At 54.8% G+C, this 23,426-nt stretch carries 21 protein-coding genes and 3 tRNA genes; 9 read left to right on the top strand and 15 right to left on the bottom strand.

Annotated elements, in window-relative coordinates:
- Positions 1-41: 41 nt before the first annotated feature.
- Positions 42-350 carry a 30S ribosomal protein S10 gene (rpsJ, locus tag ACZ5ER_RS09455; RefSeq protein ID WP_050003683.1) on the top strand — a complete coding sequence of 103 codons (309 nt, stop codon included), beginning with the start codon at positions 42-44 and terminating at the stop codon, positions 348-350.
- 16 nt (positions 351-366) lie between these two features.
- Positions 367-453: transfer RNA gene (locus ACZ5ER_RS09450), tRNA-Ser, on the top strand.
- Positions 454-654: 201 nt separating this feature from the next.
- Here ACZ5ER_RS09450 and ACZ5ER_RS09445 read toward each other — a convergent pair.
- Both ACZ5ER_RS09445 and ACZ5ER_RS09440 read right to left on the bottom strand, forming a co-directional pair.
- A complete protein-coding gene (locus ACZ5ER_RS09445) occupies positions 655-1,863 on the bottom strand; it encodes a DEAD/DEAH box helicase (protein ID WP_464934299.1) in 1,209 nt (402 codons plus the stop codon).
- Positions 1,864-1,934: 71 nt separating this feature from the next.
- Positions 1,935-2,012: transfer RNA gene (locus ACZ5ER_RS09440), tRNA-Lys, on the bottom strand.
- 139 nt (positions 2,013-2,151) lie between these two features.
- Between ACZ5ER_RS09440 and ACZ5ER_RS09435 the strand changes: the two genes are divergently transcribed.
- A complete protein-coding gene (locus tag ACZ5ER_RS09435; protein WP_158506644.1) occupies positions 2,152-2,859 on the top strand; it encodes a DUF835 domain-containing protein in 708 nt (235 codons plus the stop codon).
- A 46-nt stretch (positions 2,860-2,905) separates the two neighbouring features.
- Positions 2,906-2,993: transfer RNA gene (locus ACZ5ER_RS09430), tRNA-Leu, on the top strand.
- 474 nt (positions 2,994-3,467) lie between these two features.
- Here ACZ5ER_RS09430 and ACZ5ER_RS09425 read toward each other — a convergent pair.
- Both ACZ5ER_RS09425 and ACZ5ER_RS09420 read right to left on the bottom strand, forming a co-directional pair.
- Complete coding sequence (locus ACZ5ER_RS09425) at positions 3,468-5,876, bottom strand: DEAD/DEAH box helicase (RefSeq protein WP_464934298.1); 2,409 nt, start codon at positions 5,874-5,876, stop codon at positions 3,468-3,470.
- Positions 5,877-5,931: 55 nt separating this feature from the next.
- Positions 5,932-6,297, bottom strand: a complete 366-nt coding sequence (locus tag ACZ5ER_RS09420; RefSeq protein ID WP_464934297.1) for a DUF5658 family protein — start codon at positions 6,295-6,297, stop codon at positions 5,932-5,934.
- Positions 6,298-6,413: 116 nt separating this feature from the next.
- On the opposite strand from ACZ5ER_RS09420, the gene ACZ5ER_RS09415 reads away from it, so the two are divergent.
- Positions 6,414-6,848, top strand: coding sequence for a hypothetical protein (locus ACZ5ER_RS09415; protein ID WP_464934296.1), 435 nt, complete (start codon positions 6,414-6,416; stop codon positions 6,846-6,848).
- On the opposite strand, the gene ACZ5ER_RS09410 is transcribed toward ACZ5ER_RS09415, so the two are convergent.
- The 6 genes from ACZ5ER_RS09410 to ACZ5ER_RS09385 all read right to left on the bottom strand — a co-directional run bounded on the left by ACZ5ER_RS09410 (position 6,845) and on the right by ACZ5ER_RS09385 (position 13,549).
- Positions 6,845-7,513: a segregation/condensation protein A gene (locus tag ACZ5ER_RS09410; protein ID WP_464934295.1), complete on the bottom strand. Its 669-nt coding sequence runs from the start codon at positions 7,511-7,513 to the stop codon at positions 6,845-6,847. The two genes, ACZ5ER_RS09415 and ACZ5ER_RS09410, sit on opposite strands and share 4 nt — an antisense overlap.
- A gap of 2 nt (positions 7,514-7,515) precedes the next feature.
- Positions 7,516-11,082 carry a chromosome segregation protein SMC gene (gene smc / locus ACZ5ER_RS09405; RefSeq protein ID WP_464934294.1) on the bottom strand — a complete coding sequence of 1,189 codons (3,567 nt, stop codon included), beginning with the start codon at positions 11,080-11,082 and terminating at the stop codon, positions 7,516-7,518.
- A gap of 44 nt (positions 11,083-11,126) precedes the next feature.
- On the bottom strand, positions 11,127-11,552 hold the full coding sequence (locus ACZ5ER_RS09400) for a DUF835 domain-containing protein (protein ID WP_464934293.1): 426 nt from the start codon (positions 11,550-11,552) through the stop codon (positions 11,127-11,129).
- 154 nt (positions 11,553-11,706) lie between these two features.
- Positions 11,707-12,108 carry a methylmalonyl-CoA epimerase gene (mce, locus tag ACZ5ER_RS09395; RefSeq protein ID WP_050003674.1) on the bottom strand — a complete coding sequence of 134 codons (402 nt, stop codon included), beginning with the start codon at positions 12,106-12,108 and terminating at the stop codon, positions 11,707-11,709.
- A 4-nt stretch (positions 12,109-12,112) separates the two neighbouring features.
- Positions 12,113-13,081, bottom strand: a complete 969-nt coding sequence (meaB, locus tag ACZ5ER_RS09390; protein WP_464934292.1) for a methylmalonyl Co-A mutase-associated GTPase MeaB — start codon at positions 13,079-13,081, stop codon at positions 12,113-12,115.
- Positions 13,082-13,120: 39 nt separating this feature from the next.
- The gene (locus ACZ5ER_RS09385; protein ID WP_464935187.1) at positions 13,121-13,549 is read right to left on the bottom strand and encodes a cobalamin B12-binding domain-containing protein; all 429 of its coding nucleotides are present in this window, start codon (positions 13,547-13,549) and stop codon (positions 13,121-13,123) included.
- 119 nt (positions 13,550-13,668) lie between these two features.
- Here ACZ5ER_RS09385 and ACZ5ER_RS09380 point away from each other — a divergent pair, with 119 nt between their 5' ends.
- Positions 13,669-14,316 (top strand): PHP domain-containing protein, encoded by a 648-nt coding sequence (locus ACZ5ER_RS09380; RefSeq protein WP_081947240.1) that lies wholly within the window; start codon positions 13,669-13,671, stop codon positions 14,314-14,316.
- Positions 14,317-14,406: 90 nt separating this feature from the next.
- The gene (locus ACZ5ER_RS09375) at positions 14,407-15,936 is read left to right on the top strand and encodes a dihydropteroate synthase-like protein (RefSeq protein ID WP_464934291.1); all 1,530 of its coding nucleotides are present in this window, start codon (positions 14,407-14,409) and stop codon (positions 15,934-15,936) included.
- On the opposite strand, the gene ACZ5ER_RS09370 is transcribed toward ACZ5ER_RS09375, so the two are convergent.
- Together ACZ5ER_RS09370 and ACZ5ER_RS09365 are read right to left on the bottom strand one after the other, a co-directional pair.
- Entirely contained in the window at positions 15,921-16,220 is a 300-nt protein-coding gene (locus ACZ5ER_RS09370; protein ID WP_464934290.1) for a DUF3216 domain-containing protein, read from the bottom strand. The genes ACZ5ER_RS09375 and ACZ5ER_RS09370 overlap by 16 nt on opposite strands.
- Entirely contained in the window at positions 16,217-16,981 is a 765-nt protein-coding gene (locus ACZ5ER_RS09365) for a YchF/TatD family DNA exonuclease (protein ID WP_464934289.1), read from the bottom strand. The genes ACZ5ER_RS09370 and ACZ5ER_RS09365 overlap by 4 nt, the downstream gene beginning before the upstream one ends.
- 93 nt (positions 16,982-17,074) lie before the next feature.
- Between ACZ5ER_RS09365 and ACZ5ER_RS09360 the strand changes: the two genes are divergently transcribed.
- A complete protein-coding gene (locus tag ACZ5ER_RS09360; protein WP_227738715.1) occupies positions 17,075-18,016 on the top strand; it encodes a DUF835 domain-containing protein in 942 nt (313 codons plus the stop codon).
- Here the strand turns inward: ACZ5ER_RS09360 and ACZ5ER_RS09355 are convergent.
- Both ACZ5ER_RS09355 and ACZ5ER_RS09350 read right to left on the bottom strand, forming a co-directional pair.
- Positions 18,005-18,253 (bottom strand): DUF504 domain-containing protein, encoded by a 249-nt coding sequence (locus tag ACZ5ER_RS09355; protein WP_050003667.1) that lies wholly within the window; start codon positions 18,251-18,253, stop codon positions 18,005-18,007. The two genes, ACZ5ER_RS09360 and ACZ5ER_RS09355, sit on opposite strands and share 12 nt — an antisense overlap.
- On the bottom strand, positions 18,250-18,960 hold the full coding sequence (locus tag ACZ5ER_RS09350; RefSeq protein WP_050003666.1) for an MBL fold metallo-hydrolase: 711 nt from the start codon (positions 18,958-18,960) through the stop codon (positions 18,250-18,252). Before ACZ5ER_RS09350 ends, ACZ5ER_RS09355 begins: the two co-directional genes overlap by 4 nt.
- A gap of 153 nt (positions 18,961-19,113) precedes the next feature.
- On the opposite strand from ACZ5ER_RS09350, the gene ACZ5ER_RS09345 reads away from it, so the two are divergent.
- Positions 19,114-20,169: a M20/M25/M40 family metallo-hydrolase gene (locus ACZ5ER_RS09345; protein ID WP_464934288.1), complete on the top strand. Its 1,056-nt coding sequence runs from the start codon at positions 19,114-19,116 to the stop codon at positions 20,167-20,169.
- A 423-nt stretch (positions 20,170-20,592) separates the two neighbouring features.
- Here the strand turns inward: ACZ5ER_RS09345 and ACZ5ER_RS09340 are convergent, their stop codons facing one another.
- A complete protein-coding gene (locus ACZ5ER_RS09340; RefSeq protein WP_464935186.1) occupies positions 20,593-23,376 on the bottom strand; it encodes a DEAD/DEAH box helicase in 2,784 nt (927 codons plus the stop codon).
- Positions 23,377-23,426 lie beyond the last annotated feature (50 nt).

The following is a 23,426-nucleotide window of genomic DNA, read 5'->3' as shown; positions in this document are numbered from 1 at the left end:
TAACCTTTCCTTTACCACTTTAAACGTTAGGAGGGACGGGAATGCAGAAGGCAAGAATTAAGCTTGCGAGTACTAACATCAAGGCCCTCAACGAGGTCACCGACCAGATCAGGCAGATTGCCGAGAGGACCGGCGTCAGGATGAGCGGCCCGATACCGCTCCCGACCAAGAGGATAAGGATCACCACCAGGAAGAGCCCCGATGGAGAAGGAACTGCTACCTTTGACAGGTTCGAGCTCCGCGTTCACAAGAGGCTTGTTGACATCGAGGCCGACGAAAGGGCCATGCGCCAGATCATGCGTATTCGTGTCCCCGAGGACGTCACCATCGAGATTGAGCTGATCTCCTGATTCCTCTCCTTTATGCGCCGGGGTAGCCTAGCCTGGGAAGGCGCGGGCCTGGAGAGTCCGTGGGCGTTTGCCCGCCAGGGTTCAAATCCCTGCCCCGGCGCCAAACTCCTTCTATCGTACTTCTCTCAAAGTTTCTGTTCAAAGTTTCTGTGCAGATTAACTTGTCCTGTCGTTTGTGGTATAAATCGTGGCTATTGACAGGATAAGTTGAGAACAACATTAACAATCTTGGAGCAACATGGTGCTGTTAGGTAGAATACATAGAGGACATAAATGTAGGTGAGTAGAGTTATAGCAAAGGCGCTCAGAAGCGCCTTCTTCTCTGTCTTGGAGCCTGCCTGCCCCACCTGTGCCTGTACTCGTTCTCAAGGTTGTCCCGCCTGAGCATCTCGCGGTATTCCCTCGGGAGTTCCTCACTCAGCTCGGACTTTCTGACGTCAACGCCCGCCTGCTTCGCCAGGTACTTAAGCCTCCTGAGCTCGCCGGGGGCTATGAACGTTATAGCCTTGCCCTTCTTGCCCATTCTGCCTGTCCTGCCAATCCTGTGGATGTACTGTTCGGCGTTCATTGGGATGGAGTAGTTGACAACATGACTTATCTCCGGGACGTCAAGGCCCCTCGCGGCAACGTCCGTCGCGACCAGTATCTCGGTCTTCCTCCGCTTGAAGCGCCCAAAGGTTCTCTCCCTTGATGGCTGGCTCATGTCCCCGTTTAGGGCCTCGGCCCTGAAGCCGTCCCTCCTGAGCCTCTCCGCCAGCTCCCGTGTTTCGGCCTTCGTCTGGCAGAAGATTATGCCATAGAATTCCCCACTCAGGATTTTCTTGAGTATCCCATAGCGCCTTGCTGGGACGGTCTCTACGAACTCCTGCTCGACCTCGCCAGGGACAAGCTCGTCCCTGCTCACGATGACGACCTCAGGGTTCTTCATGTACTTCTTTGCCAGAAGGAGCACGTCCATCGGCATCGTCGCCGAGAACATCATCACGCGCTTTTCCCTCGGTGTTGCCCTGAAAATTGCCTCTATGTCCTCCTGGAAACCCATGTCCAGCATTCTGTCGGCCTCGTCGAGGACGAAGAAGCGGAGTGAGTCGAGCCTGAGGGTTCCGCGCCTTATGTGGTCGAGCACCCTGCCGGGCGTCCCAACAACTATCTGGGCACTTTCCAGCGCCCTTATCTGGGGCCCTATAGGCTGACCTCCGTAGATGGCGTAGATGTCTATCTTCCGCTTTCCGCGTAGCGAGCGGAGCTCCTCACTCACCTGTATCGCCAGCTCCCTGGTCGGCGTCAGGATAAGCGCCTGGACTTCCTTCTCACTCGCGTCAACCATGTCGAGAATCGGCAGGCCAAAGGCAGCGGTCTTCCCGCTCCCTGTCTTTGATTGACCAATAACATCGCTTTTTCCTTCGAGGATGAGCGGTATAACCTCCCTCTGAACGTCTGTGGGTTCCGAGAAACCCTTCCTCTCAACGGCCTCAATGGATGCCTTCGATAGGCCAAGCTCCTTAAAACTCATTTTTCAAGTCTCCTTAATGTTGAAATCTCAAACGCGCTCCCTCTCAGAACGCGCCGAGGAGAAACGCGTTTTGGCGGGCCGGGGGGGATTCGAACCCCCGACCTGCGGATTAAGAGTCCGCCGCTCTAACCAGGCTAAGCTACCGGCCCACGACCCGAAACCATAGAGGTGAGGTGGGTTTATAAACTTTTCGGTTGACTGCCCGCAAAAGTTATGTAGGTAGTTATACATAATAATTAGTCGGGAGCCCTTATGAATGGGTATCATGCTATAAAACTCACGGCGGAGATGGTTGCATTTGTCACTTTAACTGTTGCTTTCTTAGTCATATACTCGCTAAAGGACACCATCTTGGCTTATGTGGATAAAAAGACGTTCAGACGAGCTTCTCTGGGGGCGCTAATTTTCTGGGCTGGCTACCTTGAGAACGTTCTTAATGATGTCTACTCCACGGAGTTTACCAAAATCTTTGATGACGTCTTGGTAGCCATTGGCATGGCCACGATAATGGTTGCTTCATTTCAAGTACGCAGACAGATTAGAGCAGTGAAGCCCAAAATGATTATGAACGGGCATTCCTCTATAGTGCCTGGGGCTTACGTTACCTACGTGACGTCCCCTTCAAAGCTTCTTTCCCTTCTTGGGGGCAGGCAGATTCTTGCCGTCACCAGGTACCCAAAACCATACGCGGCGCTTGGAGTTCCTTATATCTGGATCAGCAACGTTCCCTCCAAAAACGCTGTGAGGCCCACTGACCTTCCCCTCCTTACCCACAAGCTGGTCTCAAGTGTGGACGAGAACACCTTTGTAATCCTCGACGGTCTGGAGTACCTGATTCTAAACAATGGTTTTGACTCCGTGATGAAATTCCTCACGAGCCTCAAGGATTATGTGAGTTTGAAAAACGCTGGGATAATTGTTGTGGTTGAGCCTAAGACCCTCACCGATAAACAGCTGAACCTTCTCCTGAGGGAGTTCAGTATGTTGCCCTCATAGGAACCGTAAAATTTATAAAGCCTTGTACGCCCCTATATCTGGCAACGCGGGGGTTGCCGAGCCTGGTCAAAGGCGCGGGATTGAGGGTCCCGTCCCGTAGGGGTTCCGGGGTTCAAATCCCCGCCCCCGCACCATTCAAACTTCGCCTGTGCGAAGTTTGATCAAGGTTTGTAGCTCCTTCTGAAACCCGGACTCAAAGTGATTTTCTCTTTGAATAGACTGTTTTGGAAGGTGAGAACCTTTTGGCTTCCTCTTGCTTATGTGGTTTTTAATGCTAGAATAGACGCCCGGAGGGCGTCAAAGGGAAAAGTAAACCCCCTAACAAAGCCGGTGTAAACGTGTTCTCTTTGGAAACAAGAGCCTCGAAAAGAAGGTAAAAAATCCCGCATTACGGCCTTATGGGAAGAGCTACGAGCTTTTGGTGAAGCTTTTTCCAAAAGCTTCCGCGAAGTTTGATCAAGGTTTGTGATTCTTTTCTGAAGTACTGTTTTGAGAATGTTTGCGCTTTCAAGGGCTCTCGTGGGGTCTCTTCTGAGTGCTGAAATAGGCCTTAGTTTTGAAAAATTAAGTGGTCTCTAAATGAAGGGGGCGAGGATTTCTCTGAGCCTCTATTCGTCCTCGTCCTCAACGTAGGGGGCTGTTATGACCTTCCGTATCTCCCTCGCCTTCTTCTCTCCTATCCCCTCGACTTCTTTCAGCTCCTCCTCGGTCGCTGTGAAAACGCGCTCAACGTTGCCGAAGTGCTTCAAGAGGCGCCTGGCAAGGGTCGCGGAAACGTTCGGCAGGCCCTCGACTATGAGGCGCTGCCTCTCGGCCAGGGTTAGGGCCTTCTTCTCGCTCCTCAGCTTGACTTCCTTCTTCCTCTCCTCCTGCTCGCGCTTTGCCAGGAGGTAGATGAACTGGGCCGTCTCCTCTTTCCCTGAAGAGAAGAGTATCGGGACGCCCCAATCGATGGTCACGGAGGCAATTGCACCGCGAATGGCGTTGGGGTGTACGTTCCTTATTCCGTAGAGCTCGCCCTCGATGATTATTACGGGCTTCTCGTATGCCCTCTTGAGCCTCTCTACCTGTTCAAAGAGCCTGCCGTCTATGATTGACTGGATGAAGTCGTTGGCGCTCTTCCTCTCTATCCCAACGTCCTCGCTCACCACATAATCGGCGACATCTAAAGTCCTGACCTCAATCTCGGCTCCAAGCTCCTTTAGAATCTTGGGGACGCCGCTCCTCATCTCGCGGCTGTCAACGTAGACCACTATGCCCTTCGGCTTCCTGACGAAGATGGGTTTAACCGGGATTTCAGGCCTTTCTTCCGGTTTCTTCTCGGTTTTCTTATCTTCGGCAGAGGTCTGCTCATAGGTCTTTTTGGTGGTCTCTTCTGGCCCCGTTTCGTGTTCATCTTTCTTCGCCTTGCCAACCTTCAGGAACGCATCAAGAGGGGTTATCTTCCCTTTTGAGGGCATCTCAGCACTCTCCCCGGCAGTCTCCCTTATTTTATCATCACTCTTGTGGGCCTTTTCGAGTTCCCCGGCTATGCGCTTTATAGCGTCGAACATGCCCCTTTCCTTCCGCCGGGAGCTCCAGTAGTATGCCTCGTCCCTCGTGCCCTTTGCCATCAGGATTACGACTTTACCCGGCCTGTGCCTGCCAGTCCTGCCTCTCCTCTGTATGCTCCTTATGGCGGAAGGCACAGGTTCATAAAAGACGACGAGGTCAACCTCAGGCACGTCCAGACCCTCTTCCCCGACGCTCGTGGCAACTAAAACGTTGAACTCGCCGCGCGAGAACCCCTCAAGTATCTCCTTCTGCTCCCTCTGGCTCATTCCCCTGTCTTCTCCCCTGCTCGCCTGCCCTATGAACCTCTCCGCGGAGATCCCAAGGGCCCTAAGTTCTTCGACTATCTTCTTTCCGGTGTCGCGGTAGTTTGTGAAAACGATAATCTTTGAGTTGGGCTTTTTCTCAAGCTGTTTCCTTACGAGCTCCTTGAGCTTCTCCATCTTCGGGTGGTCGAGGCCGAGCTCCTTTGCCTGGACGAGGAGGTAAATCACCTTCCTCATGCGCGGGTCTTCCATGAGCTCCTTACCGGACTTCGAGCGGTCTCCCCGGAGCTTCTTGAGGTAGTTCCTAAGCGCCGTTAGGCCCTGCGTTTCGAGGAGCTCTATGGCGTGGTGGAGCTTCATGGCCTTGGCCTGGTGCTTCTTGAGGTAGCCGATTGAGTAGTCCCCCTTGGCCATCGCCTGGTTTATCTTTGAGCCCGCCATCAGGACTTCCCGCTTTGAGATGTCCGAGGAGGCCGAGCTAACGATGCCCGCATCGGCGAGGGGCTTTAGGGAGTCTTTGAGCATCTCGCGCAGGATTTTTCGGACTTCCTTGTATATTTTCGGCAGTTCTACCTTCACCCACTCAAAGGATATCTTCTGGACGTAGGGCTTTACGTCCGGGGAGCTCTCAGTCCTGACCTCGATGTGCTCCACGCCAAGGTTTTCCACTATCTCTCGGATTTTCTCCTCGTCGCTTCCGGGTGATGCAGTCAGACCGAGGACGAGTGGATGCTTTGCCGTCTTGAGGTACTCCTTGGCTATGAAGACGTAGGCGTAGTTCCCCACCGCCCTGTGGGCCTCGTCAACGACGAGCAGAACCACGTCCTCAATGGAAATCCTGCCAGTCAAGATGTCGTTCTCAACCGTCTGGGGTGTCGCCGTGATTACCATGCTCTTTTTCCACAGCTCGGCGCGCTTCTTAGGGGAGAGCTCACCGGTGAGGACGTTGATTTTCTCTGGCGGCAGGTTGAAGAGCCTTCTAAAGCTCTCAGCGTGCTGCATCGCCAGCGGTTTGGTCGGAGCTAAGAAGAGGACTTTTCCCCCGTACTTTGAGAGCCGGTAGTCCGCTATGAGCATCGCGATTAGGGTCTTTCCTAACCCTGTCGGGAGGACAACGAGGCAGTTCCTTTCTTTACAGCGGGCGTAGATGACTTCCTGATAAACGCGTGGCTCGATTAAATCCCTGCGGAGATACGGCATATATGGGTCTTAGGGGGAGGGAATAAAAGCTTTCCTTTTTCTGGGGGCGGTTGCCTTACGGCCACCCTGAGAGCGCTAGAGTCAGGAGGAACTTCGGCGTCGTTGCAACAATGCCTGAGGGGCCGAGGCCGGTGAGCAGGAGGAGGTTGTTGACTGCAGGAATCCCTTTCAAGACAACCATGCCGAGCGCGATTAGTTTAAACACTGGGTTCAGTTTTTCAAGCCTGATGGAGACCTCTACAACGCCCACCCCAAGTGCCGTGAAGAGCGCGTAGCTCCCGAAGAACGCGAGCGGGCTTGACAGCCTTTCCGCAACCAGGGGGTTTGCCTCCTGGAAGCCCGCCCTGACCCCGAACCACGTTGTGAGGGCATCAACCAGTGCGAGGACTACAAAGGCCAGGACGTAATTTCTGCTCCTCATCACCGAGTGCTCGGTTCGGAGGTTTAAATACTTTTTTCAATGGTTCGAACCTGCATATGTAGGTGCATATGTTGCTACACCAAAGGCTTTTTCAGATGCCTGCCGGAGGTGCCACAATGCTCCTGACAAGACACGCGGAGAGCAGGCTCATAAAGAGGCTCACCAAGAGGCGGAGGCTTGAGCGCCTTTATTCTGCGCTCTGGGAGTTCCTCGATCGCTCGCGGAGGATTGATGTAAACGAGCGTGTTGTAATATTCACCGACGGAAGGAAGAGCCTAGTCTGCGCGAGGCTCGACTGTGAAAGGCTTCCGCTGGACGAAATAAAGAAGCGTGTCGAAAACCTTAAGGGAACGTACAGGTGCGTTTTCCCAGAGGGACGGCTTGCGAAAGAGACAGCCCCCGCGAAGTTCCTATCTGAGATTCCAGACGGCGAGTACTGCTTCTACATAAACCGAGAGAAGAGGAGCCTTTACATCGGGAGCGAGGAGCCCCTCCTCGCAATAACTTTCAGGCCCGCTAAAAGGTCTGAGAGAGAAAAGGTTGAAAGTTAGTTTGGCTCCTCCCCCACGGGCACGACCAGGATTTCCCCGAAGGGCTCCTCCTGAACCAGATCTACCTTCCCCATGTTGGCAAGGAAAAGGAGGTAGAGAAAAGTCCTCGCTATGACCTTAGGCGTGTTGTCGAACACTAAATCCCAGAACCTTATTGGCTTCCTGGTCTCTGCGTATATCTTCTTCACGATTTCATAGAGCCTGTTGACGTGCTTCTCGATGTCAACGCGGAAGTCCTCGACGACGAAGACTTCCTCCTCAATCTCCTCGCGTTTCTTCTTCCTGGGCTTCCTCCGCTCGGCCTCTTCAAGGGCGTCCATCAGGGCCTCGATGAGGTCGTCGAAGGTGTAGTAGCGCTCAACCCTTCTGAGGGGCGGTGCTAACGGCTCCACCTCAACGCGGATTCTCTCCTCCTCGGAGTCCTCTTCCTCGCCCTCCTCTTCCTCTTGGAGCAGTGCCTCGCTCTTCATTCTCACCAGGATTGAGGCCGCAAGGATTGCCCTCGCCGAAACGCGGAGGTCGAGCTCCTTCATCTCCCTGAGCCTCTGAATATACTTTTCGGTCAAATCAACGATGTCTATGTTCCAAGGGTCAACGCGCCCCATCTGGACGAGCTGGAGCAGTATGTCAATTGGGGTTATCTCCTCTTCCCGCTTTGACTCCATCCTCAGCCCTCCACGCGCCCAAACATTTCTCTGTGCTCCTCGTCGCTCTTCCTCCTTATCTCCTCAAGGATTTTCCTCGCCTTCTCAAGGCTGAGGGAGACGACCTTTGAGACGCCGTTCCTCATCGTCACGCCGATAATCCTGTCTGCGTTGGCCATCATGACGTCGCGGTGGGTGATGACGACGAACTGGCTCTCCTGCGAGGCCTCCTTGATAAGGTCAGCGACGCGCTTGACGTTTGCATCATCGAGGTGCGCATCTATCTCGTCGAGTAGGTAGAACGGTGCGGGCTTGTAGCGCTGTATGGCAAAGACGAAGGCCAGCGCTATTATCGCCTTCTCACCGCCGCTCATCGCTTCAATCCTCTTGACGTCCTTGCCAGCTGGTTTCGCCTCAATCTCAAGACCGCCCGCGAACGGGTCGTCCGGGTTCTCAAGGATCAGCCTGGCCTCTCCTCCCGGTGAGAGCTTGGCGAAGAGCTCCGAGAAGTTCTTGGCTATGGCCTCGAGCGTCTGGAGGAACACCTGCTTCTTCTGCCCCTCTATCTCCTCTATGAACTCTTCTATGCTCTCCTTCTCGGCCAGAACCTGCTCGCGCTTGCTCTTGAGCTCAAGGTATCTTCTCTCAACGACCTCGAAGTCCTCGATGGCCTTCATGTTGACGGGCTCAAGGGCGCGTATCTCCTCCTCCATGCGCTCAATCTCTTCCCTCAGCGCCTCAAGCTCCAGCGGGATTTCCTTTATTGACTTAATCAGCTTCGCGTCGAAGTGCTTGAGCTCGGCCTTCTTTTCCTTCAACGTTGTCTCCGCCTGGGCGAGTTTTATCCTCAGGGTGTTGGCCTCTATCCTGAGCTCTTGGAGCCTCGCGCTCAGCTCGTCCTTTTCCTTTCTCAGCTCGGCGATCTCCTTCCTCAGCCTCTCGCGCCTCTCGCGGAGCTCCTTGAGCTCGTCCTTCACGTTCTCCTCGGCCTTCTTCAGCTCCTCGAGCTCGGCTTCGAACTTCTTTATCGCCCCCTCGTTCTCCCTTATGTTGGCCTGCAGGGCGCTTATCTTATTGACCAGTCCCTCGATTTCCTCTTCAAGGTCGGCCTTTCTCGGGAGCAGCTCCTCGTTTATCCTGCTCTCAAGGCCCTCAAGCTTGCTCTCCACCCTGCTGAGCTCCTCTTTGAGCTTGGAGATTTCCCCTTCGACTTCCCTTATCTTTGCGTTCAGCTCCCGTGCCTCGGGGTTGTCGAGGGCCTTCCTGAGCTTCTCCCTCTTCTTTTCGAGCCTCTCAATCCTTCCGCGGAGCTTTGCCATCTCGCCCTTTGCCCCTTCGATTTTCGCAGTGAGGGTCTCTATGAGCTTCTCGCTCTCCTCGATTTCCTCTTTAAGGGCTCTGTCCTCCGCGAGGAGCCTCTCAAGGTCGCGCTGGAGAACCTGCAGGTCCTTGGACAGCTCGCTCTTCCTCATGCGGAGCTCAAAGATGGTGTTCTCAAGCCCCCTCCTCTCGGCCTTCAGCGAGTTGACCTCGGCCTCAACGGTCTCTCTCTCGCGCTCAAGCCTTTCGACCTTTGCTTTAATCTCGTCCACGTTGATTCCGAGCCTGCCCCTCGGCCTGTAGTGTCCTCCTGTTATTGCACCGCTCCTTTCGAGGAGCTCTCCTCCGAGCGTTACCATTCTGACCCTGCCGATGCCGACGCTCCTGGCCTCGTCCATGTCCTCCACGATAAGGGTGTCGCCGAGGGCATATGCTACGGCGTTCTTGAAGCGCGGGTCGTAGCTCACAACGTCTATGGCAGGGATTCCGAGGGAAGGCTTTTCCCTCATCGAGCGGGGCTTTATCTTGTTGAGTGGGAGGAAGGTCAGTCTTCCGAGCTTCTTCTCCTTGAGCAGCTTGATGGCCTTCTCCGCGACCTTATCGTCCTCAACAACAACGTTATCGTAGTTTCCGCCGAGCGCAACCTCTACCGCTAGAGCGTACTTCCCATCCCCAACGGTTATCAGCTCGCCCAGAGTCCCATATAGGCCTGGGATGTTGCTGTTTTTGAGGAACTCGACGGCACGGTTGCCGCGGGCCTCCCTCTGGGCCTCGGCCTTTATGAGCTCTTCCCTGGCCGTGGCAAGCTCAGGCTCGAGCTTCCTGAGCTTTGCCGTCTTCTCTTCCAGCTCCTTCTCAAGCTTTCTCAGCCTTGCCTCGGCCTTTGAGAGCTTCCCCTCGACATCGGACAGCTCGGAGCGCTTTTCCTCAAGGGCCCTCTTGGTCTCCTCAATCCTCTCGCGGAGGGCGTTCCTCTTCAGGTTGGCCTGGGTAATCCTTGCTTTTGCTCTCTCGATTTCCTCCGTGAACTTTCCAATCTCGCTCTCCTTCTGGTAGAGGCCCTTCTTGGCGTCTTCGAGCTCCTCAACGACCCTGTCAAACTCTTCCCTCGCGATAGAATAGCGCCTGTCGATCTCGCCGAGCTTTATCACGAGCTCGTTCCTGCTCGCTTCAAGCGTCTTTACCTCTGCCAGGAGCTTCTCCTGCCTCTTCGACCAGCGCTTTATGGCGTTCCTGCTCTTCTCTATCTCTTCTCCGATTCTTTTTACCTCGCCCTTGGCCTTGGTGAGGCGCCTCTGGCTTTCCTCGATTTCCCTCCTCGCGTTCTCGATGTTCCTTTTGGCCATCTCAATCTTTGACTGAACCTCGCTTATCCGCCTCGTTACCTCAAGTATCCCGTCCTCGCTCTTCTCTTCGAGCTCCCTCTCGACCTCCGCGAGCTCCTTTTCCTTGGCAACTATCTCCTTTGCTACCTCCTTGAGCTTGGCGTTTAGGGCCTCAACTTCCGCCTCTATCTCCTTGTCCCTGGCGCTTTCGTCCTCAATTATCTTTTCAAGCCTCTTTATCTCCCCGAGGACGAGCGTGACTTTGGCCCTCTCAACGCGCTCCTTAAGGTCGAGGTAGCGGAGGGCATCGTTCCTCTCCTTTTCCAGCTTGTCGAGCTGGGCTTTAACCTCCCTTATGAGCAGGTCAACGCGCGCGAGGTTCTCCTCTGCCTGCTTGAGCTCCTTTAATGCCCTCTCCTTCTTGGAATCGTATTCCGCGATTCCGGAAATGTCGTCTATGATGAGCCTTCTCTCAGTGGGAGACATCTTGATGAACTTTGTGATGTCACCCTGGAGGACGATGTTGTAGCCCTCGGGCGAAATCATCGCGGAGCTGAGGAGGTCTATTATCTCGCTCCTCGTTGCCCTCTTCCCGTTGAGCCAGTACGTGCTCCTTCCGTCCTTGTAAACGCGCCTCTTGATGACGACCTCGTCCTCGTCAATCGGAAAGCCCCTGTCCTCGTTGTTGAAGTACATGGCAACTTCGGCGTATTTGGCCGGCGGTTCCCCCTTTGAGCCCGCAAAGATTAGGTCGCTTATCCTGCTGGCGCGCATTGCCTTCGCTGAAAGCCCACCGAGAACGAAGAGAACGGCGTCACCGATGTTGCTCTTTCCAGAACCGTTGGCCCCCACTATTGCAGTAAAACCCTTTGCGAGTGGAACAACGACCTTTTTGTTACCATAAGATTTGAAACCCTTCATTTCTATTTTCTCAATGTAAGGCATAGCTCACACCTAAGTGGAGAAGGGGAAACGGTGATATATAAACCTCACTCAACGATTCTCTTCAGCATGGCGAGAACCCTTTCATCAACGCCATCTCCAACCGTCACGTAGAAGTCCGCATTCGAGAGAAGGGCAATGTCTCTGAGTTTTCCAACGAACCGCAGGGTCTTTTCAAGCCCGTTTTCGAGAAGAAGGTATTCAAAGGCGTCGAGGATTACACTTTTGGCGCCCCCAGTGGAAAGAAGGTCCCACACCCTCTGTTCAATGATGTGGAGGTTTGTAGGTTCGACTGCCTGGGGGTGCCTCAGCTTTGTGACCCAGATATGGACAACATTGGAGTTAGAGAACTCACCTGGAATTTTTCTTGTTATGAGGATTTTTCTATCAGGGGTGAGGCTAATAAGTCTGGGCAGATGAGTGTAGTTGAGGACTCTTGGAATTTTACTCTGAGTTCTGCCTCTCATGAGCATAAGACATCACTTCCTGCCGTACAACAAAACTCATCGGAACATTGGGGTGATTACGTTGGCACTTATTATGTTCGCCTTATAAATGTTACTGGTATCATTATGGTAGGTTTGTACTAAATACAAAAGAAAAAAGGAGTTTTGTCCCCTGTGGGACTCATTCATTCCTCTCACAGAGTTCGAGAAGGACGCCGGTTACCGACTTGGGGTGGACGAAGGCTATCTTTGCCCCACCGGCACCAATCCTCGGCTCCTCGTCTATGAGGCGGTAGCCCTTATCCTTGAGCTCCTTGAGGTGCTCTTCAATGTTAGTAACGCCGAGGGCTATGTGGTGTATCCCCTCACCGCGCTTGGCTATGAACTTCGCTATCGGCGAGTCCTCGGCGGTCGGCTCAAGGAGCTCAATCCTGCTCTCGCCGATGTGGATTATGGCAGTTCTAACCTTCTGGTCGGGCACTTCCTCGATCTCCTCGACCTTGAGGCCAAGCCCCTCCCAGACCTTTATGGCCTCGTCGAGGTTCTTGACGGCTATACCAACGTGGTCTATCTTCCTGAACATGGAATCACCCCCATAGTTCCTCCTTAAGCTTCTCCATCACGATTTGAGACGCGGAATACGGGTCGAGCTTCCTCTCAACTACCTCCTCGATAAGCTCCCTCGCTTCTCCCCTCTCAAGCTTCTCCTCGACCTTGCCCGCTATGGTGGAGGCGATGATGGTCTTCACTTCCTCCCTCGCGCGGAAGGCCCTCCTCTCCCTCAGCCTTCCGCTCTCCTCCATGTGCTTCCTGTGCCTCTTTATCGCCTCCCAGAGGGGCCTGACGCCCTTGAGGGTAAAAGCTGTTGTCTCGACTATCGGGGGTTCCCAGCCAAGCCCCTTCCACTTCTCCCTCTCGAACTCAATGGCCATCTTGAGCTCCAGGTAGACCATCTCAACGCCTTCCCTGTCGGCCTTGTTGATGGCGAATATGTCTGCCACCTCCATGAGGCCGGCCTTAATGGCCTGAACCTCGTCGCCGAGGCCTGGGACGGTTACGAGAACGACGGTGTCGGCGGTCTTAACGATGTCAACCTCAATCTGACCGACTCCGACGGTTTCAACGAATATCAAGTCGTAGCCGGCCGCGTCAAGAACCTTCACTGCGTCGTTCGTGGCCTTCGCCAGACCACCTAGGGAACCGCGCGTTGCCATGCTCCTGATGAAAACGTCAGGGTCGGTCGAGTGCCTCTGCATTCTCAATCTGTCGCCGAGAAGAGCCCCGCCTGTAAAGGGGGACGTCGGGTCAATGGCTATTACGCCAACCCTGTGCCCTTCGTCCCTCGCAAGCTTGATGAGCTTATCGAGGAGCGTTGATTTTCCTGAACCCGGTGGCCCGGTTATGCCCACGACGTACGCCTTTCCGGTGAGGGGGTAAATTTTTTTGACGACTTCCCGCGCTTTCTCCTCATCGTTTTCCACGATGGTTATGAGCCTTGCTATGGCTTTCTTGTCGCCTGAGAGCGCGGACTGGACGAGGGAGTTGAGACTCTCCATTTTGCATCCCTGGAGAAATTATCCAAAGGGGATATAAAGTTAAGCCCTGAAGCGCTTGAGGTTCTCAACGGCCCTATCCACGAACTCGATGATGGTCTTGAGCGAGGTCCCCGGGCCGAAGACCTCGGCGACGCCCATCTTCTTGAGCTCCTCGGCGTCGTCGGGCGGGATTATGCCCCCTGCGAAAATCACGATGTCCTCGTTTGGTTTTATCCCCCTCTCCTCAAGGAGCCTGATTATCTTCGGTATCAGCACCATGTGCGCACCTGAGAGGATGCTTATGCCGAGAACCGCGGCGTCTTCCTGGACAACCGTCTCAACTATCTGCTCCGGGGTCTGCCTTATTCCCGTGTAAATGACCTCATACCCGGCTTCCTTAAGGGCCCTTGCGACGACCTTTGCACCCCTGTCGTGGCCATCGAGACCGGGCTTCGCTATGACGACGCGAACTTTTGAGCGCTCGACCATTGACACCACCGGATAGGGTTTCCCCTTGTCGTATTTAAAGGTTGTCAAAACTCAAGGTTTGTCTTTACGTTGGATTTTTTGTCCACAACCTTTTTTAAAGCTCCGGGGGAGGTTAAAACATGATTCACGACTCGCACACCCACACGCTCCACTCGGACGGGCTTGGGGAGGTCTTCGAGAACATAGCCGAGGCCGAAAGGAAGGGCCTCTCACTCGTTGCGATAACTGACCACAGCCACTACGTCCTGGGGGGCAGCTTCAACGCCTATCTGAGTGAAATAAGGCGCTGGGCCGAAGACAGTGAAATAACGGTTCTGGCTGGAATTGAGGCCAACATAACGCCCAACGGTGTGGACGTGCCTGCATGGGCCGCGGGGAAGCTGGACTTCGTGATAGCGAGCGTCCATGAGTGGGTGGACAGGCCCGACCAGTACGTCGAGCTCGTCAAGACTGCGCTCCTCGACGAGGACGTTGACGTCATCGGCCACTTTGGAGCGAGCTTCCCGTACATCGGCTATCCGTCGTGGGACGAGCTTTTGGAGCTCATAGAGCTGGCAGCGGAGAAGGGAAAGGCCTTTGAGATAAGCTCGCGCTACCGCGTCCCGGATGTGGATTTCGTGAGGGAGTGCATAAAGAGGGGCGTCAAGCTGACCTTTGCCAGCGATGCCCACAGACCCGAAAAGGTAGGGAACGTCGGCTGGAGCGTGAGCACATTTAGAAGGGCCGGTGGAAAGCTTGAAGACCTGCTCTTTGCCCCCTACCTGTGAGGCCAGCCCGATGACGAGCTACTCCCGACTGAGCGGTGACGAGCCACCTACCGGCCGAGGGCTTTTAAACCCCTGCCCGAAGGGATTACCATGAGAATCCTCCTCGTTACCGGCAAACTCGCCGAACCCCTCGTGAGGGAGTACGGAAAGGGCTGCGACGTCTTTGTCACGCCGGTCAGTGTGGCGGCATTCCTTACCCCCGAACTAATAGTCCGCTACCTGAAGAGAGCTGGCGTGAAAAGCGAGGACTACGACCTGATTCTTATTCCCGGCCTCGTCAGGGGCTCCGCTCAGCCCATCGAGGACGAAATAGGAGTTCCAACGTTCAAGGGGCCGAAGAACGCCATAGACATTCCCCAGACGCTCAAAGCCCTAAAAGAGGGCTTCAAACTGAGCAGGGAAAAGCCTGCGGACGAGCTCTTCTCCTTTGACGCCCTCAAGAAAGTTGAGGACATCAGAAACAAGACCAGGAACAAACGGTACATTGAGAAGGCCCTCAAAAAGCCGGGGAACGTTCTCATCGGGAACCTTCCTGCTGGAAAGGACTTCCCGGCAAGGATTCTGGGAGAAGTCGTTGACGCGCCAAAGCTCGGCGTCGAAAAGACCGTCGAGAAGGCCCTATACTACCTGCGAGAGGGGGCGGACATAATTGACATTGGGATGGTGGCCAGCGAGGCCAACCTCGATTTCGTTGACTCAATCCCTGAAATCCGCGAGAGGCTCAAGGACAACGGCTTCGACGTGCCGGTGAGCTTTGACTCCCTCAACACGAAAGAAATTAAGAGGGCCCTTGACTGCGCCGACCTGTTTCTGAGCGTTGATGAGGGCAACCTTGAGGAGCTCGTGACGGAAAAGCCCGTCGTCCTCATTCCCACCAACCAGAGAGAGGGCTTTTTCCCAGCTAAGCCCTGGGAGAGGGCCGAGTTCCTTGAAAGGCTCAAGGAGATGGCCCTCGATTTGGGCTACCGGATTGTAATCCCCGACCTAATCCTTGAGCACGTCCCGCACCTGGCGCGCTCGGTCACTGCCTTCCAGCTCTACCGGGAGAGAAACCCGGACGATGTCCTCTTGGCAGGCGTCGGCAACGTGGTCGAGCTGTACGACGCTGACAGTGTCGGGATAAACGCCCTCTTGGCTGGAATCGCGAAGGAGCTCTCAATAAACCTCCTCCTCACGACGGAGGTCAGCGCCAAAGCGAGAGGCTCGGTTAGAGAACTGAGAAGGGCTATTGACATGAACCTCTTTGACCTACCGAAAGACCTCGGCTTCGACCTGCTCATACTGAAGGAGAAGAGGGCGAGCGAGTGGCGGTTTGAGCCTGCCGAAGAGGTCGTTGAAGCCAGAGAGAGACCAGTCGAGCTCGAACCAATCTACTTCAGGATATGGGTCGAGGGCGGGAGAATCTGGATAAACGCTCACCGCGGAACCGAGACCGTCCTCACAGTGGTCGGCGAGGAGCCGAACGCGATAATAGACACAATCCTTGAGCGCTTCGAGATAAGCCCGAGGCACGCCTTCTATCTGGGGAGGGAGCTTGAGAGGGCAAAAACTGCACTAAATCTGGGGAGGAGCTACGTCCAGGAGGGTGAGCTTTTTCCCGAGTTTTACATTGGCCCCTGAAGGTTCTGCATCTTTGGTTTCCTGAAGAGCTCGTCCAGCTCGGCCCTCTTGGCTTTGATTTCCTCATATAAGTCCGCAACCTCTCCTTTCTCAGGATACTTCATCTTCAGAGTCATCAGGAGCCCTTCCAGAAAACTCAGGACGGAGAGCCTTATGTAGTCCTCGCCCTTCTTCGTCTCAAGCCCCTCGTTCAGCGCCATGAAGGAGTCAACCCTTGCAATCAGGGCTTTCTCTTCGAGCTCTTCGAGGAGCTCCTTCACTTTCGCAACTTCTTCCACTTTCATATCCTCACCCCCAGATTGAAGAACTCAATTGCGTTTTTCTCTGTTTCCCTTTCCACTTCCTCAAAGTCCAGCCCCTGGAGCCTTGCTATCCACTCAACGGCGACTTTGACGTTGCACGGGGTATTTCTCTGCCCCTTGAAGGGGCTCATGTACGGGCTGTCGGTCTCGACGAGGAGAGCATCAACATCGATAGCCTCGGCGACCGCCTTAACTTCGGGGATGAAGACTATCCCCGTGTTTATCCCTATCACGTGGCCGTTCTCGACTATCTCCTTCGCCAGTTCAACGCTCCCAGCGTAGGAGTGGAAGTAAGCCCTGACCCCGGCTTTCTGAACGAGCTCGTAGGCCTCTTTTTCGGCCTCCCTCGCGTGTATCACAACTGGTAGGTCGAGTTCAACGGCAAGCTCAAGGAAGTGCCTGAATATGGCCCTCTGGTTTTCCCTCTGAGCCTCGTTCTCGGCGTAGTGGTAGTCGAGGCCTATCTCTCCTATTGCCACTATCTCTCCCGAGTGCTCGCGGATGAAGTCCTCGACTTTTTTCACCTTCTCCCAGTTTCCCCTGCGCGCCTCGTTGGGGTGGTAGCCGAGCGTCGGAACGACGAACCCTAAGTATGGCCTGAGCAGCTCCCAGCTCTTCCAGACGTGGGCCTTGCGGTACTCGGTTATTGAGTCCACTACCGCCCTGAGCTGCTTCCTGCACTCCTCTATTACCCTTGGTGCGTCCTTTTTGTAGAACTCGAAATGGGCGTGTGCGTCTATCATGGTCGGTCGTTTAAGATGGGGCAGAAAAGTTTTTCCCTTGATAGGTGCAGTTAATCTGGGGATTGCTGTATGGAAAAAGACCCGAGTGAGCTCATGAAGGAAATTGTAAACCGCCTGAAGAACCTATCGGCAAAGGAGCTGTTAAGCTATGCCATCTTTAACGAGGAGGAAGAGGCCGAATATTATGCTGAACTCGCCAAGCGGGCCGAGCGCAGGAGCGTTAAGGCCCTCTTCAAGAAGATGAGCGAAGAGAGCAAGGGGCACGAGCAGCTGCTCCGCAGGCTCTTTAACAGGCTCTTCCCCGGAGAGGAGCCGGTAAAAGTTGATGCCCCTCCCGTTGAGGTCTACCCTTTCTATCCGAAGTTCGAGAGCGCCAGAGATTACCTCTCGGCCCTGAGCTACTGTATGGAGAGTGAACTCTTTGCCAAGCATACCTATGAGCTTCTGGCGAGTGTTGCACAGGACGAAGAAGTGCGGAGACTTGCCCTCGACCTGGCGGCCATAGAGCAACTCCACTACGAGGAAATCAAGCGCGTTTACGACCTCATCGAGGCCTTCGAACGCAGACATTTGTCTCCTCGAGACCTTACTTCGGGAGCATACCTACTCACAGACGACGAGAAGGTGAAGTACTTCCTCCTCGACTTCCTTGATGGACCGAGGGTTCTCCTTGCCTTTGTCCGAGAAAACCCGCGTAAATTCGCCGAGTTCGTCCAAAGTCCTGGAAAAGTGCTGTGGGTAACAAAGACTGACGTCGAAGATGGTATTCCACCCGAACTCATCTTCGACATGAAGAGAGAGGTTTCCAAGTTTTTCAAGAAGTGCTCCTCAAAGGGAGAGCAGGGAGTCGTGTTTATCCAGAACCTAGGCTATTTAGCGAGCCAGCTCGGCTTCAAAGAAGCGCTTGACTTCGTGCTATACGTCAAGGACCTCGCGACCCTCAACAACGGCTACCTTGTAGTGACGGCCATTCCAGAAGCCTTTGAGAAGAAGGAGTGGGCGATTATCACATCGGAGCTTGAGCTAATCTCTTGAGCGCTTTTCCCAAACTACCTTTCCATCTTTTCTGACAACGCGGATTATCCTGTGGTACGGAATCTGCGTCTCGCCGATGAAGAAGTAGCCGTGCCCCAGCTTAATCAGCTCAACGGGAATCTTTTTCTCGTTTCCATATGCCCCCCTGTGCTCGATTACGATGTAGTAGTCCCCCTCGTTCTCCCTGGGGTCGTGCTTAATCTTCGCCAGCACCTCCTTCAGGGAACCCTTCCTCATAGGAACCTCCTCACGGCCTCGATGTTCCCGCGCCAGTCCTTTATTACCCACCCGTGCCCAGGCAGGCCGAAGTCAACCCCAAGCTCCGCCAGCCTTTCGATGCTCCCCCTAAGCGCCCTGTGGTCTCCGCTGGGTAAGTCAGTCCTCCCGACTGTTCCCTTGAAGAGTGTGTCCCCTGTGAATGCAAGGCTCGGCTCTCCTTCAAGGTAGAGGCAGGAGCTTCCCGCTGTGTGGCCCGGCGTGTGAAGGAGGAGCAGTTTTCGCTTACCAATCCTCAGGTAGTCGCCGTCCTGGAGTTTGAGGTCAACCCCATGCCCCGGGAACCTTTTTCCGTAGGCGTAGTCGAGGATTATCGAGCTCTCGGAGCGCTCAATGACCTCCGCCGTCTTTTGGTGGGCGGCGAAAACAACCTCAACACCCATCTTCTCAAAAAGCTCTTTCATCTTGAGGTTTCCGCCAATATGGTCGAAGTGCTCGTGGGTGTTGAAGATTATGACCTTTTTGAGGCCGTTCAGGTAGCCCTCGCTGAGCCAGAGGGAGAAGTAGCGCTCAACGTTGTCCCCCGTGCCGGTATCAACGACAAGGGCTTCCTTCCCGGAGCGGAAGAGGTAGACGTTGGAGTCCCAGTCAAGGCCCCTCAGCATCACCGTGTTCGGCGGAATCTCAACCGGGAACAGGTCGGGGTATACCACTTCAAGGTTCTCCAAGCTCTCACCTCCAAAAGGGCTCGAGGGGGGACCGCGTCTTCATCTCGGGGGGAGCGAGTCCCCGTCAGGAGGGATGAATCTCTTCATCGCCCGGCCGTATTACTCGGGTGGGTTTATAAACTCCTCCCCCTAAAAGCCTATTAGGTGACCCAAATGAAGACCGAGAGAGCGAAGGAGATACTCCTTCAGCTTTTGAAGATACCCTCCCCCTCAGGAAAGGAAGACAGGATAATGCTCCACATCATGGAGTTCCTGCACAGGCTCGACTACGACGTCACGATAGAGAGCGACGGCGAGATAATAGACCTCGTCGTGAACCCCAATGCCGAGCTCTTCTACGAGGTGCACGTGGACACGATACCCGTCAGGGCCGAGCCCTTCGTTAGGGGCAACATCGTCTACGGAACCGGTGCGAGCGACATAAAGGGCGGTGCCGCCGCGATACTCCTCATGCTTGAGAACCTCCGCAAGGAGGGCAAAGACCTCAACGTCGGCATCGTTTTCGTCAGCGACGAGGAGCAGGGTGGCAGGGGAAGCGCCCTCTTCATGGAGCGCTACAAGCCCAAGATGGCGGTTGTCCTTGAGCCGACCGACCTGGAAGTGCACATAGCCCACGCCGGCAACATCGAGGCATACTTTGAGGTGGACGGTAAGGAGGCCCACGGTGCCTGTCCGGAGAGCGGAGTTAACGCGATTGAAGAGACCTACAAGATGCTTGAAAAGCTAAAGAACCTCGAACCTTTCAAGGCCAAGGGAGAGTTCTTTGACCCGCACATAGGAATTCAGGAGCTCGTCTGTGAGAACCCCGTCTACCTAATCCCCGCCCTCTGCAGGGGGAGACTTGAGGCGAGGCTTCTGCCTGAGCAGGAGGTCGAGGACGTCCTCGATATAATGGACCCAATACTCGACGAGTACACCAAGAGCTACGAGTACACCGAGATATGGGACGGCTACCGCCTTGAACCCGATGAGGAAATCGTCCAGATGGCCAAACAGGCCATGGAAAGGACGGGCCTTGACGAGTTCGGCGGAATGAGGAGCTGGACAGACGCTATAAACTTCATGTACAACGGGACGAGGACGATAGTGTTCGGCCCCGGCAACCTCGACATCTCGCACACAAAGTTCGAGCGCATTGACGTGAGGGATGTAGTAACTGCCAGCGAGTTCCTGAAGGCCCTCAACGAGATTTATGGAAAAGGGGCGTGAGCCTTTCCTTTTCGCTTTTAGTCTGGGCCCGCTAGTTACATTTTTCTTTTGAAAGCCTCGCCCTTTAGGGCGGGGATGCAGTAATTGAGGGTTTGGCTCTTTTAGACCGAAACCAGTAAATAATTTCCCGTTTAATAAGGGCCTCGAAGAGGCCACTGTAAAACAACCTCTCTCAAAGGGGTTTCACGTTACCTTCCAGCGTTGGAGGGTTGGCGCTGTTAAGCGTCCTTTTCAAGAACCGCCTTCGAGCGGTTGAAAACTCTGGAGGGTGACCTTTGAGCGATAACCCCGAACCGCTGGGCCGGAGACCCGGCCCGCGGGCTGAACCGAAAGTGGCAACACGAGTAGGTAATGAACCCTCAAACCTCCCCGTCGTTGGCGGGGGGTAATCCGTTGGAACCCTCAGCTAAGGCGGGGAGGAGGTCAGTGGGTAGACTTGTCTTCCTTTTCTTTCTCCTCCTTCCTGTCCACCCAGAACCGCCTCGTCCGTATGAACTGCCTCTCGCGCTCCATCAGGGCTACGATGAGGGCATCACCCTTATACTGTCCCAGAATCCTTGCCGCAGTGTCTGGGCCAGTCCCATAGCTCGCCAGGGCGAGGACGGCGTCGAAGCCGTATGAGTCTATAAGATCTGCCGCCTTCAGGAGCTTCCTGTAAACCCTCTCCTCTTTCTTATCTAACGGTTTTCCATGGCGAACTTTCTCCAGAACCGGGAGAAACTCCTCCGCGTCGATCGGGTGGGCAACAGCCAGCATTCTCGAACCGCAGCGCGGGCACTCCCAGTACTTAATTCTCTCCTCCAGGCGTGAGACCTTCGTCTTCGAGTTCCAGCCGCAGTTGGTGCAGACTAAAACGACCTCGTGGTCGAGGAGCCTCTTCTTAAACAGCTCAAGTATCTCGTCCCTCTCAAGGACGCCGGAGAGCAGGAACTCCCCTCCGACGCTCATGTTAAGCTTAGCCAGCGTTGATGGCTCTCCCCTCAGCTCGGTCTTCACCCTAAGGGTGCCCCGCTTAAGCATTTCAAGCAGGAGCTCACCCTTCCTCACGTTGACCTTATCGTGGTAGAGCTCGTTGAGTGTTTCTTTCTCAATCACCGTGCCCTCGAAGAGCCTTTCAATCCTCCTTATTTTCGCGTCCCGTCTCAGCGCGCCGAAGCGCTTTGCTACGTTCATCATCCTCCAGCGGTAGGCGTGGGAGTCTCTTATGGCGCGGGAAACTATGAACTCCAGACTCTCTGGCTCCTGGTAGAGGTAGCCCTTCACCTCCTCAGGGTTTAGCTGGAACGGTGTCTTGAAGACTATCGCGTGGGCCTGGGAGCGGACTGAGAAGACTCTCCCATACCTCATGATTAGGAGGGAGTGAACCAGCTGGCCAAGGGCCTCGTTCGCCCTGTTCCCGAAGTCAGCGTGGATTATCGTAGCCTTCGGCGTGCTCTCGACGACTATATCGCGGTCGGTGGAGAAGGGTTCGTCCTTGATTTCTTCGAAGGCCCTTCTAAGTTCCTCCTCTTTGAACTCGACCCCTTTCAGGAGATCCTTCGCTTTCTCAAAGTCGAAGGCAAGCTCCCTCTTCAGTCTGCCGACGTCAAGGGCAACTCTGAACGGGACGGGAATCATCTCACCCTCCCAGCTCGGTATCGCGCTCTCAAGGCTCCTGCTCTCGCGCACCTTCAGAAGCCTCGCCTCATCGTCTATCTTGAGCACAATCCAGCTCCGCCCGTTCATTACGAACTCCATACCCTCCTCCAGATCCATCACAAAGCTCTCGTCCAGTCTGCCTATGATGTGCCCGCTCTTCGCGTCAAAGACCCTCCATGAGACCTCATCGGGAATCGTCGAGAGGTTTTCGTAGTAGTACTGGAATGCCCCGCGCCTCAGGTAGAGCAGGCCGCTCTCCTCGTCGTAGCCGACCAAGTGAGCGTCCTCCAAAACGCGGAGAACGTCGAGGTAGTCGCTCCAGCTCAAGTCCCTGTAAACGTACGCCCTCCTTGCTATCTCATAGGGCCTCTCGCGTGGAAGCTTTTTGTACTCTATGAGCAGGCCGACAACAAAGTGGGCCAGAACGTCCAGCCCTCCCATCGGCTCGACCGCCTCAAAGCGGCCTTCGAGGGCGTGCTTAGCTATGACAAGGCTCTGAAGGTAGTCCTCGACGTTGGAGGTTATGATGTAGCCCTCGCTGACCTCGCCAATCCTGTGCTTCGCCCTCCCGACGCGCTGGACGAGCCTGTTGACCTGCCTCGGGCTCATGTACTGGATTACGACGTCCACGTCGCCGATGTCTATTCCCAGCTCCATTGAAGAGGTGCATATCAGCGCCCTGATTTTACCCTCCTTCAGCGCCCTCTCCGCCTTAACGCGCGCCTCCCTCGAAAGCGAGCCGTGGTGAACCTCAACAGGCTTTCCCCAGGCCTTGAGGCGGTGTGCTAAAATCTCCGCGAACTGGCGCGTGTTGGTGAATATGAGGGCCTTTCCGTGCTCCTCGACTATCTCCCACAAAAGTCTAAGCCTCGCCGCTATCTCTGGCGAGAGGCTCAGTTTCTCGGCCAGCTCCATGGCCTTTTCAGTAGGCTTTGGATATAGCACGTGGAAGCGGTAGCTCTTCTTCCAGCTCGGCCTGACTATGACGTCCGCCTTCAGCCACTCTCTCACCTCGTCCTCGTTGCCCACCGTTGCAGTCATACCTATCCTTCTGAAGTCGGCTATCTCGGCCAGGCGCTCAAGGTTTAGGAGGAGCTGCGCCCCGCGCTTGTTGTCCACGAGTTCAGCGATTTCATCAACAATCACGAACTTCACGTTCTCTAGGTGCTTTCTAAGAGACTTAACCGTCAGAATCACCGCGAGAGTTTCGGGGGTTATGATGAGCATCTGCGGGGGGTTCTTCGTCTGCTTTGCCTTCCTGTAAGCCGAAGTGTCACCGTGTCTGACCTCGACCGTTATCCCTAGCTTCTTTCCCCACCATTCGAGCCTCTCAAGCAGATCCCTGTTGAGGGCCTTGAGGGGAGCTATGTAGAGCGCCGAGATAGGTTTGAGCCCCTCCTCGAGTATCTCGTTGAAAACCGGCAGGACTGCCGCTTCTGTCTTTCCAGAACCAGTTGGGGCGATAATCAAAACGCTCTTTCCGGAGCTAACCTCTCTAAAAGCGTCTTGCTGGAGCCTGTTGAGCCTTCCAAAGCGCTCTTTGATGACCTTCTTGAGGAGGGTGTGCATGGTTGGCATTCGGGTTGAGTCTATAAAACTTTGTTGTGTTTTTGATCAAT

Source organism: Thermococcus marinus (genome assembly GCF_055389025.1).
The sequence above is the reverse complement of the archived record's forward strand: the minus strand, read 5'-3'. Positions and strand labels throughout refer to the sequence as shown.

What these genes read in the sequence shown, in the direction of transcription:
- smc (WP_464934294.1), bottom strand. Translation starts at nt 11,082, where the DNA reads ATGCCTTACATTGAGAAAATAGAAATGAAGGGTTTCAAATCTTATGGT.
- ACZ5ER_RS09415 (WP_464934296.1), top strand. Translation starts at nt 6,414, where the DNA reads ATGCTCCTGACAAGACACGCGGAGAGCAGGCTCATAAAGAGGCTCACC.
- rpsJ (WP_050003683.1), top strand. Translation starts at nt 42, where the DNA reads ATGCAGAAGGCAAGAATTAAGCTTGCGAGTACTAACATCAAGGCCCTC.
- ACZ5ER_RS09410 (WP_464934295.1), bottom strand. Translation starts at nt 7,513, where the DNA reads ATGGAGTCAAAGCGGGAAGAGGAGATAACCCCAATTGACATACTGCTC.
- ACZ5ER_RS09420 (WP_464934297.1), bottom strand. Translation starts at nt 6,297, where the DNA reads ATGAGGAGCAGAAATTACGTCCTGGCCTTTGTAGTCCTCGCACTGGTT.
- ACZ5ER_RS09360 (WP_227738715.1), top strand. Translation starts at nt 17,075, where the DNA reads ATGAAGGAAATTGTAAACCGCCTGAAGAACCTATCGGCAAAGGAGCTG.
- ACZ5ER_RS09385 (WP_464935187.1), bottom strand. Translation starts at nt 13,549, where the DNA reads ATGGTCGAGCGCTCAAAAGTTCGCGTCGTCATAGCGAAGCCCGGTCTC.
- ACZ5ER_RS09380 (WP_081947240.1), top strand. Translation starts at nt 13,669, where the DNA reads ATGATTCACGACTCGCACACCCACACGCTCCACTCGGACGGGCTTGGG.
- ACZ5ER_RS09355 (WP_050003667.1), bottom strand. Translation starts at nt 18,253, where the DNA reads ATGAGGAAGGGTTCCCTGAAGGAGGTGCTGGCGAAGATTAAGCACGAC.
- ACZ5ER_RS09375 (WP_464934291.1), top strand. Translation starts at nt 14,407, where the DNA reads ATGAGAATCCTCCTCGTTACCGGCAAACTCGCCGAACCCCTCGTGAGG.
- ACZ5ER_RS09435 (WP_158506644.1), top strand. Translation starts at nt 2,152, where the DNA reads ATGGTTGCATTTGTCACTTTAACTGTTGCTTTCTTAGTCATATACTCG.
- ACZ5ER_RS09445 (WP_464934299.1), bottom strand. Translation starts at nt 1,863, where the DNA reads ATGAGTTTTAAGGAGCTTGGCCTATCGAAGGCATCCATTGAGGCCGTT.
- ACZ5ER_RS09370 (WP_464934290.1), bottom strand. Translation starts at nt 16,220, where the DNA reads ATGAAAGTGGAAGAAGTTGCGAAAGTGAAGGAGCTCCTCGAAGAGCTC.
- mce (WP_050003674.1), bottom strand. Translation starts at nt 12,108, where the DNA reads ATGTTCAGGAAGATAGACCACGTTGGTATAGCCGTCAAGAACCTCGAC.
- ACZ5ER_RS09425 (WP_464934298.1), bottom strand. Translation starts at nt 5,876, where the DNA reads ATGCCGTATCTCCGCAGGGATTTAATCGAGCCACGCGTTTATCAGGAA.
- meaB (WP_464934292.1), bottom strand. Translation starts at nt 13,081, where the DNA reads ATGGAGAGTCTCAACTCCCTCGTCCAGTCCGCGCTCTCAGGCGACAAG.
- ACZ5ER_RS09400 (WP_464934293.1), bottom strand. Translation starts at nt 11,552, where the DNA reads ATGCTCATGAGAGGCAGAACTCAGAGTAAAATTCCAAGAGTCCTCAAC.
- ACZ5ER_RS09340 (WP_464935186.1), bottom strand. Translation starts at nt 23,376, where the DNA reads ATGCACACCCTCCTCAAGAAGGTCATCAAAGAGCGCTTTGGAAGGCTC.
- ACZ5ER_RS09365 (WP_464934289.1), bottom strand. Translation starts at nt 16,981, where the DNA reads ATGATAGACGCACACGCCCATTTCGAGTTCTACAAAAAGGACGCACCA.
- ACZ5ER_RS09345 (WP_464934288.1), top strand. Translation starts at nt 19,114, where the DNA reads ATGAAGACCGAGAGAGCGAAGGAGATACTCCTTCAGCTTTTGAAGATA.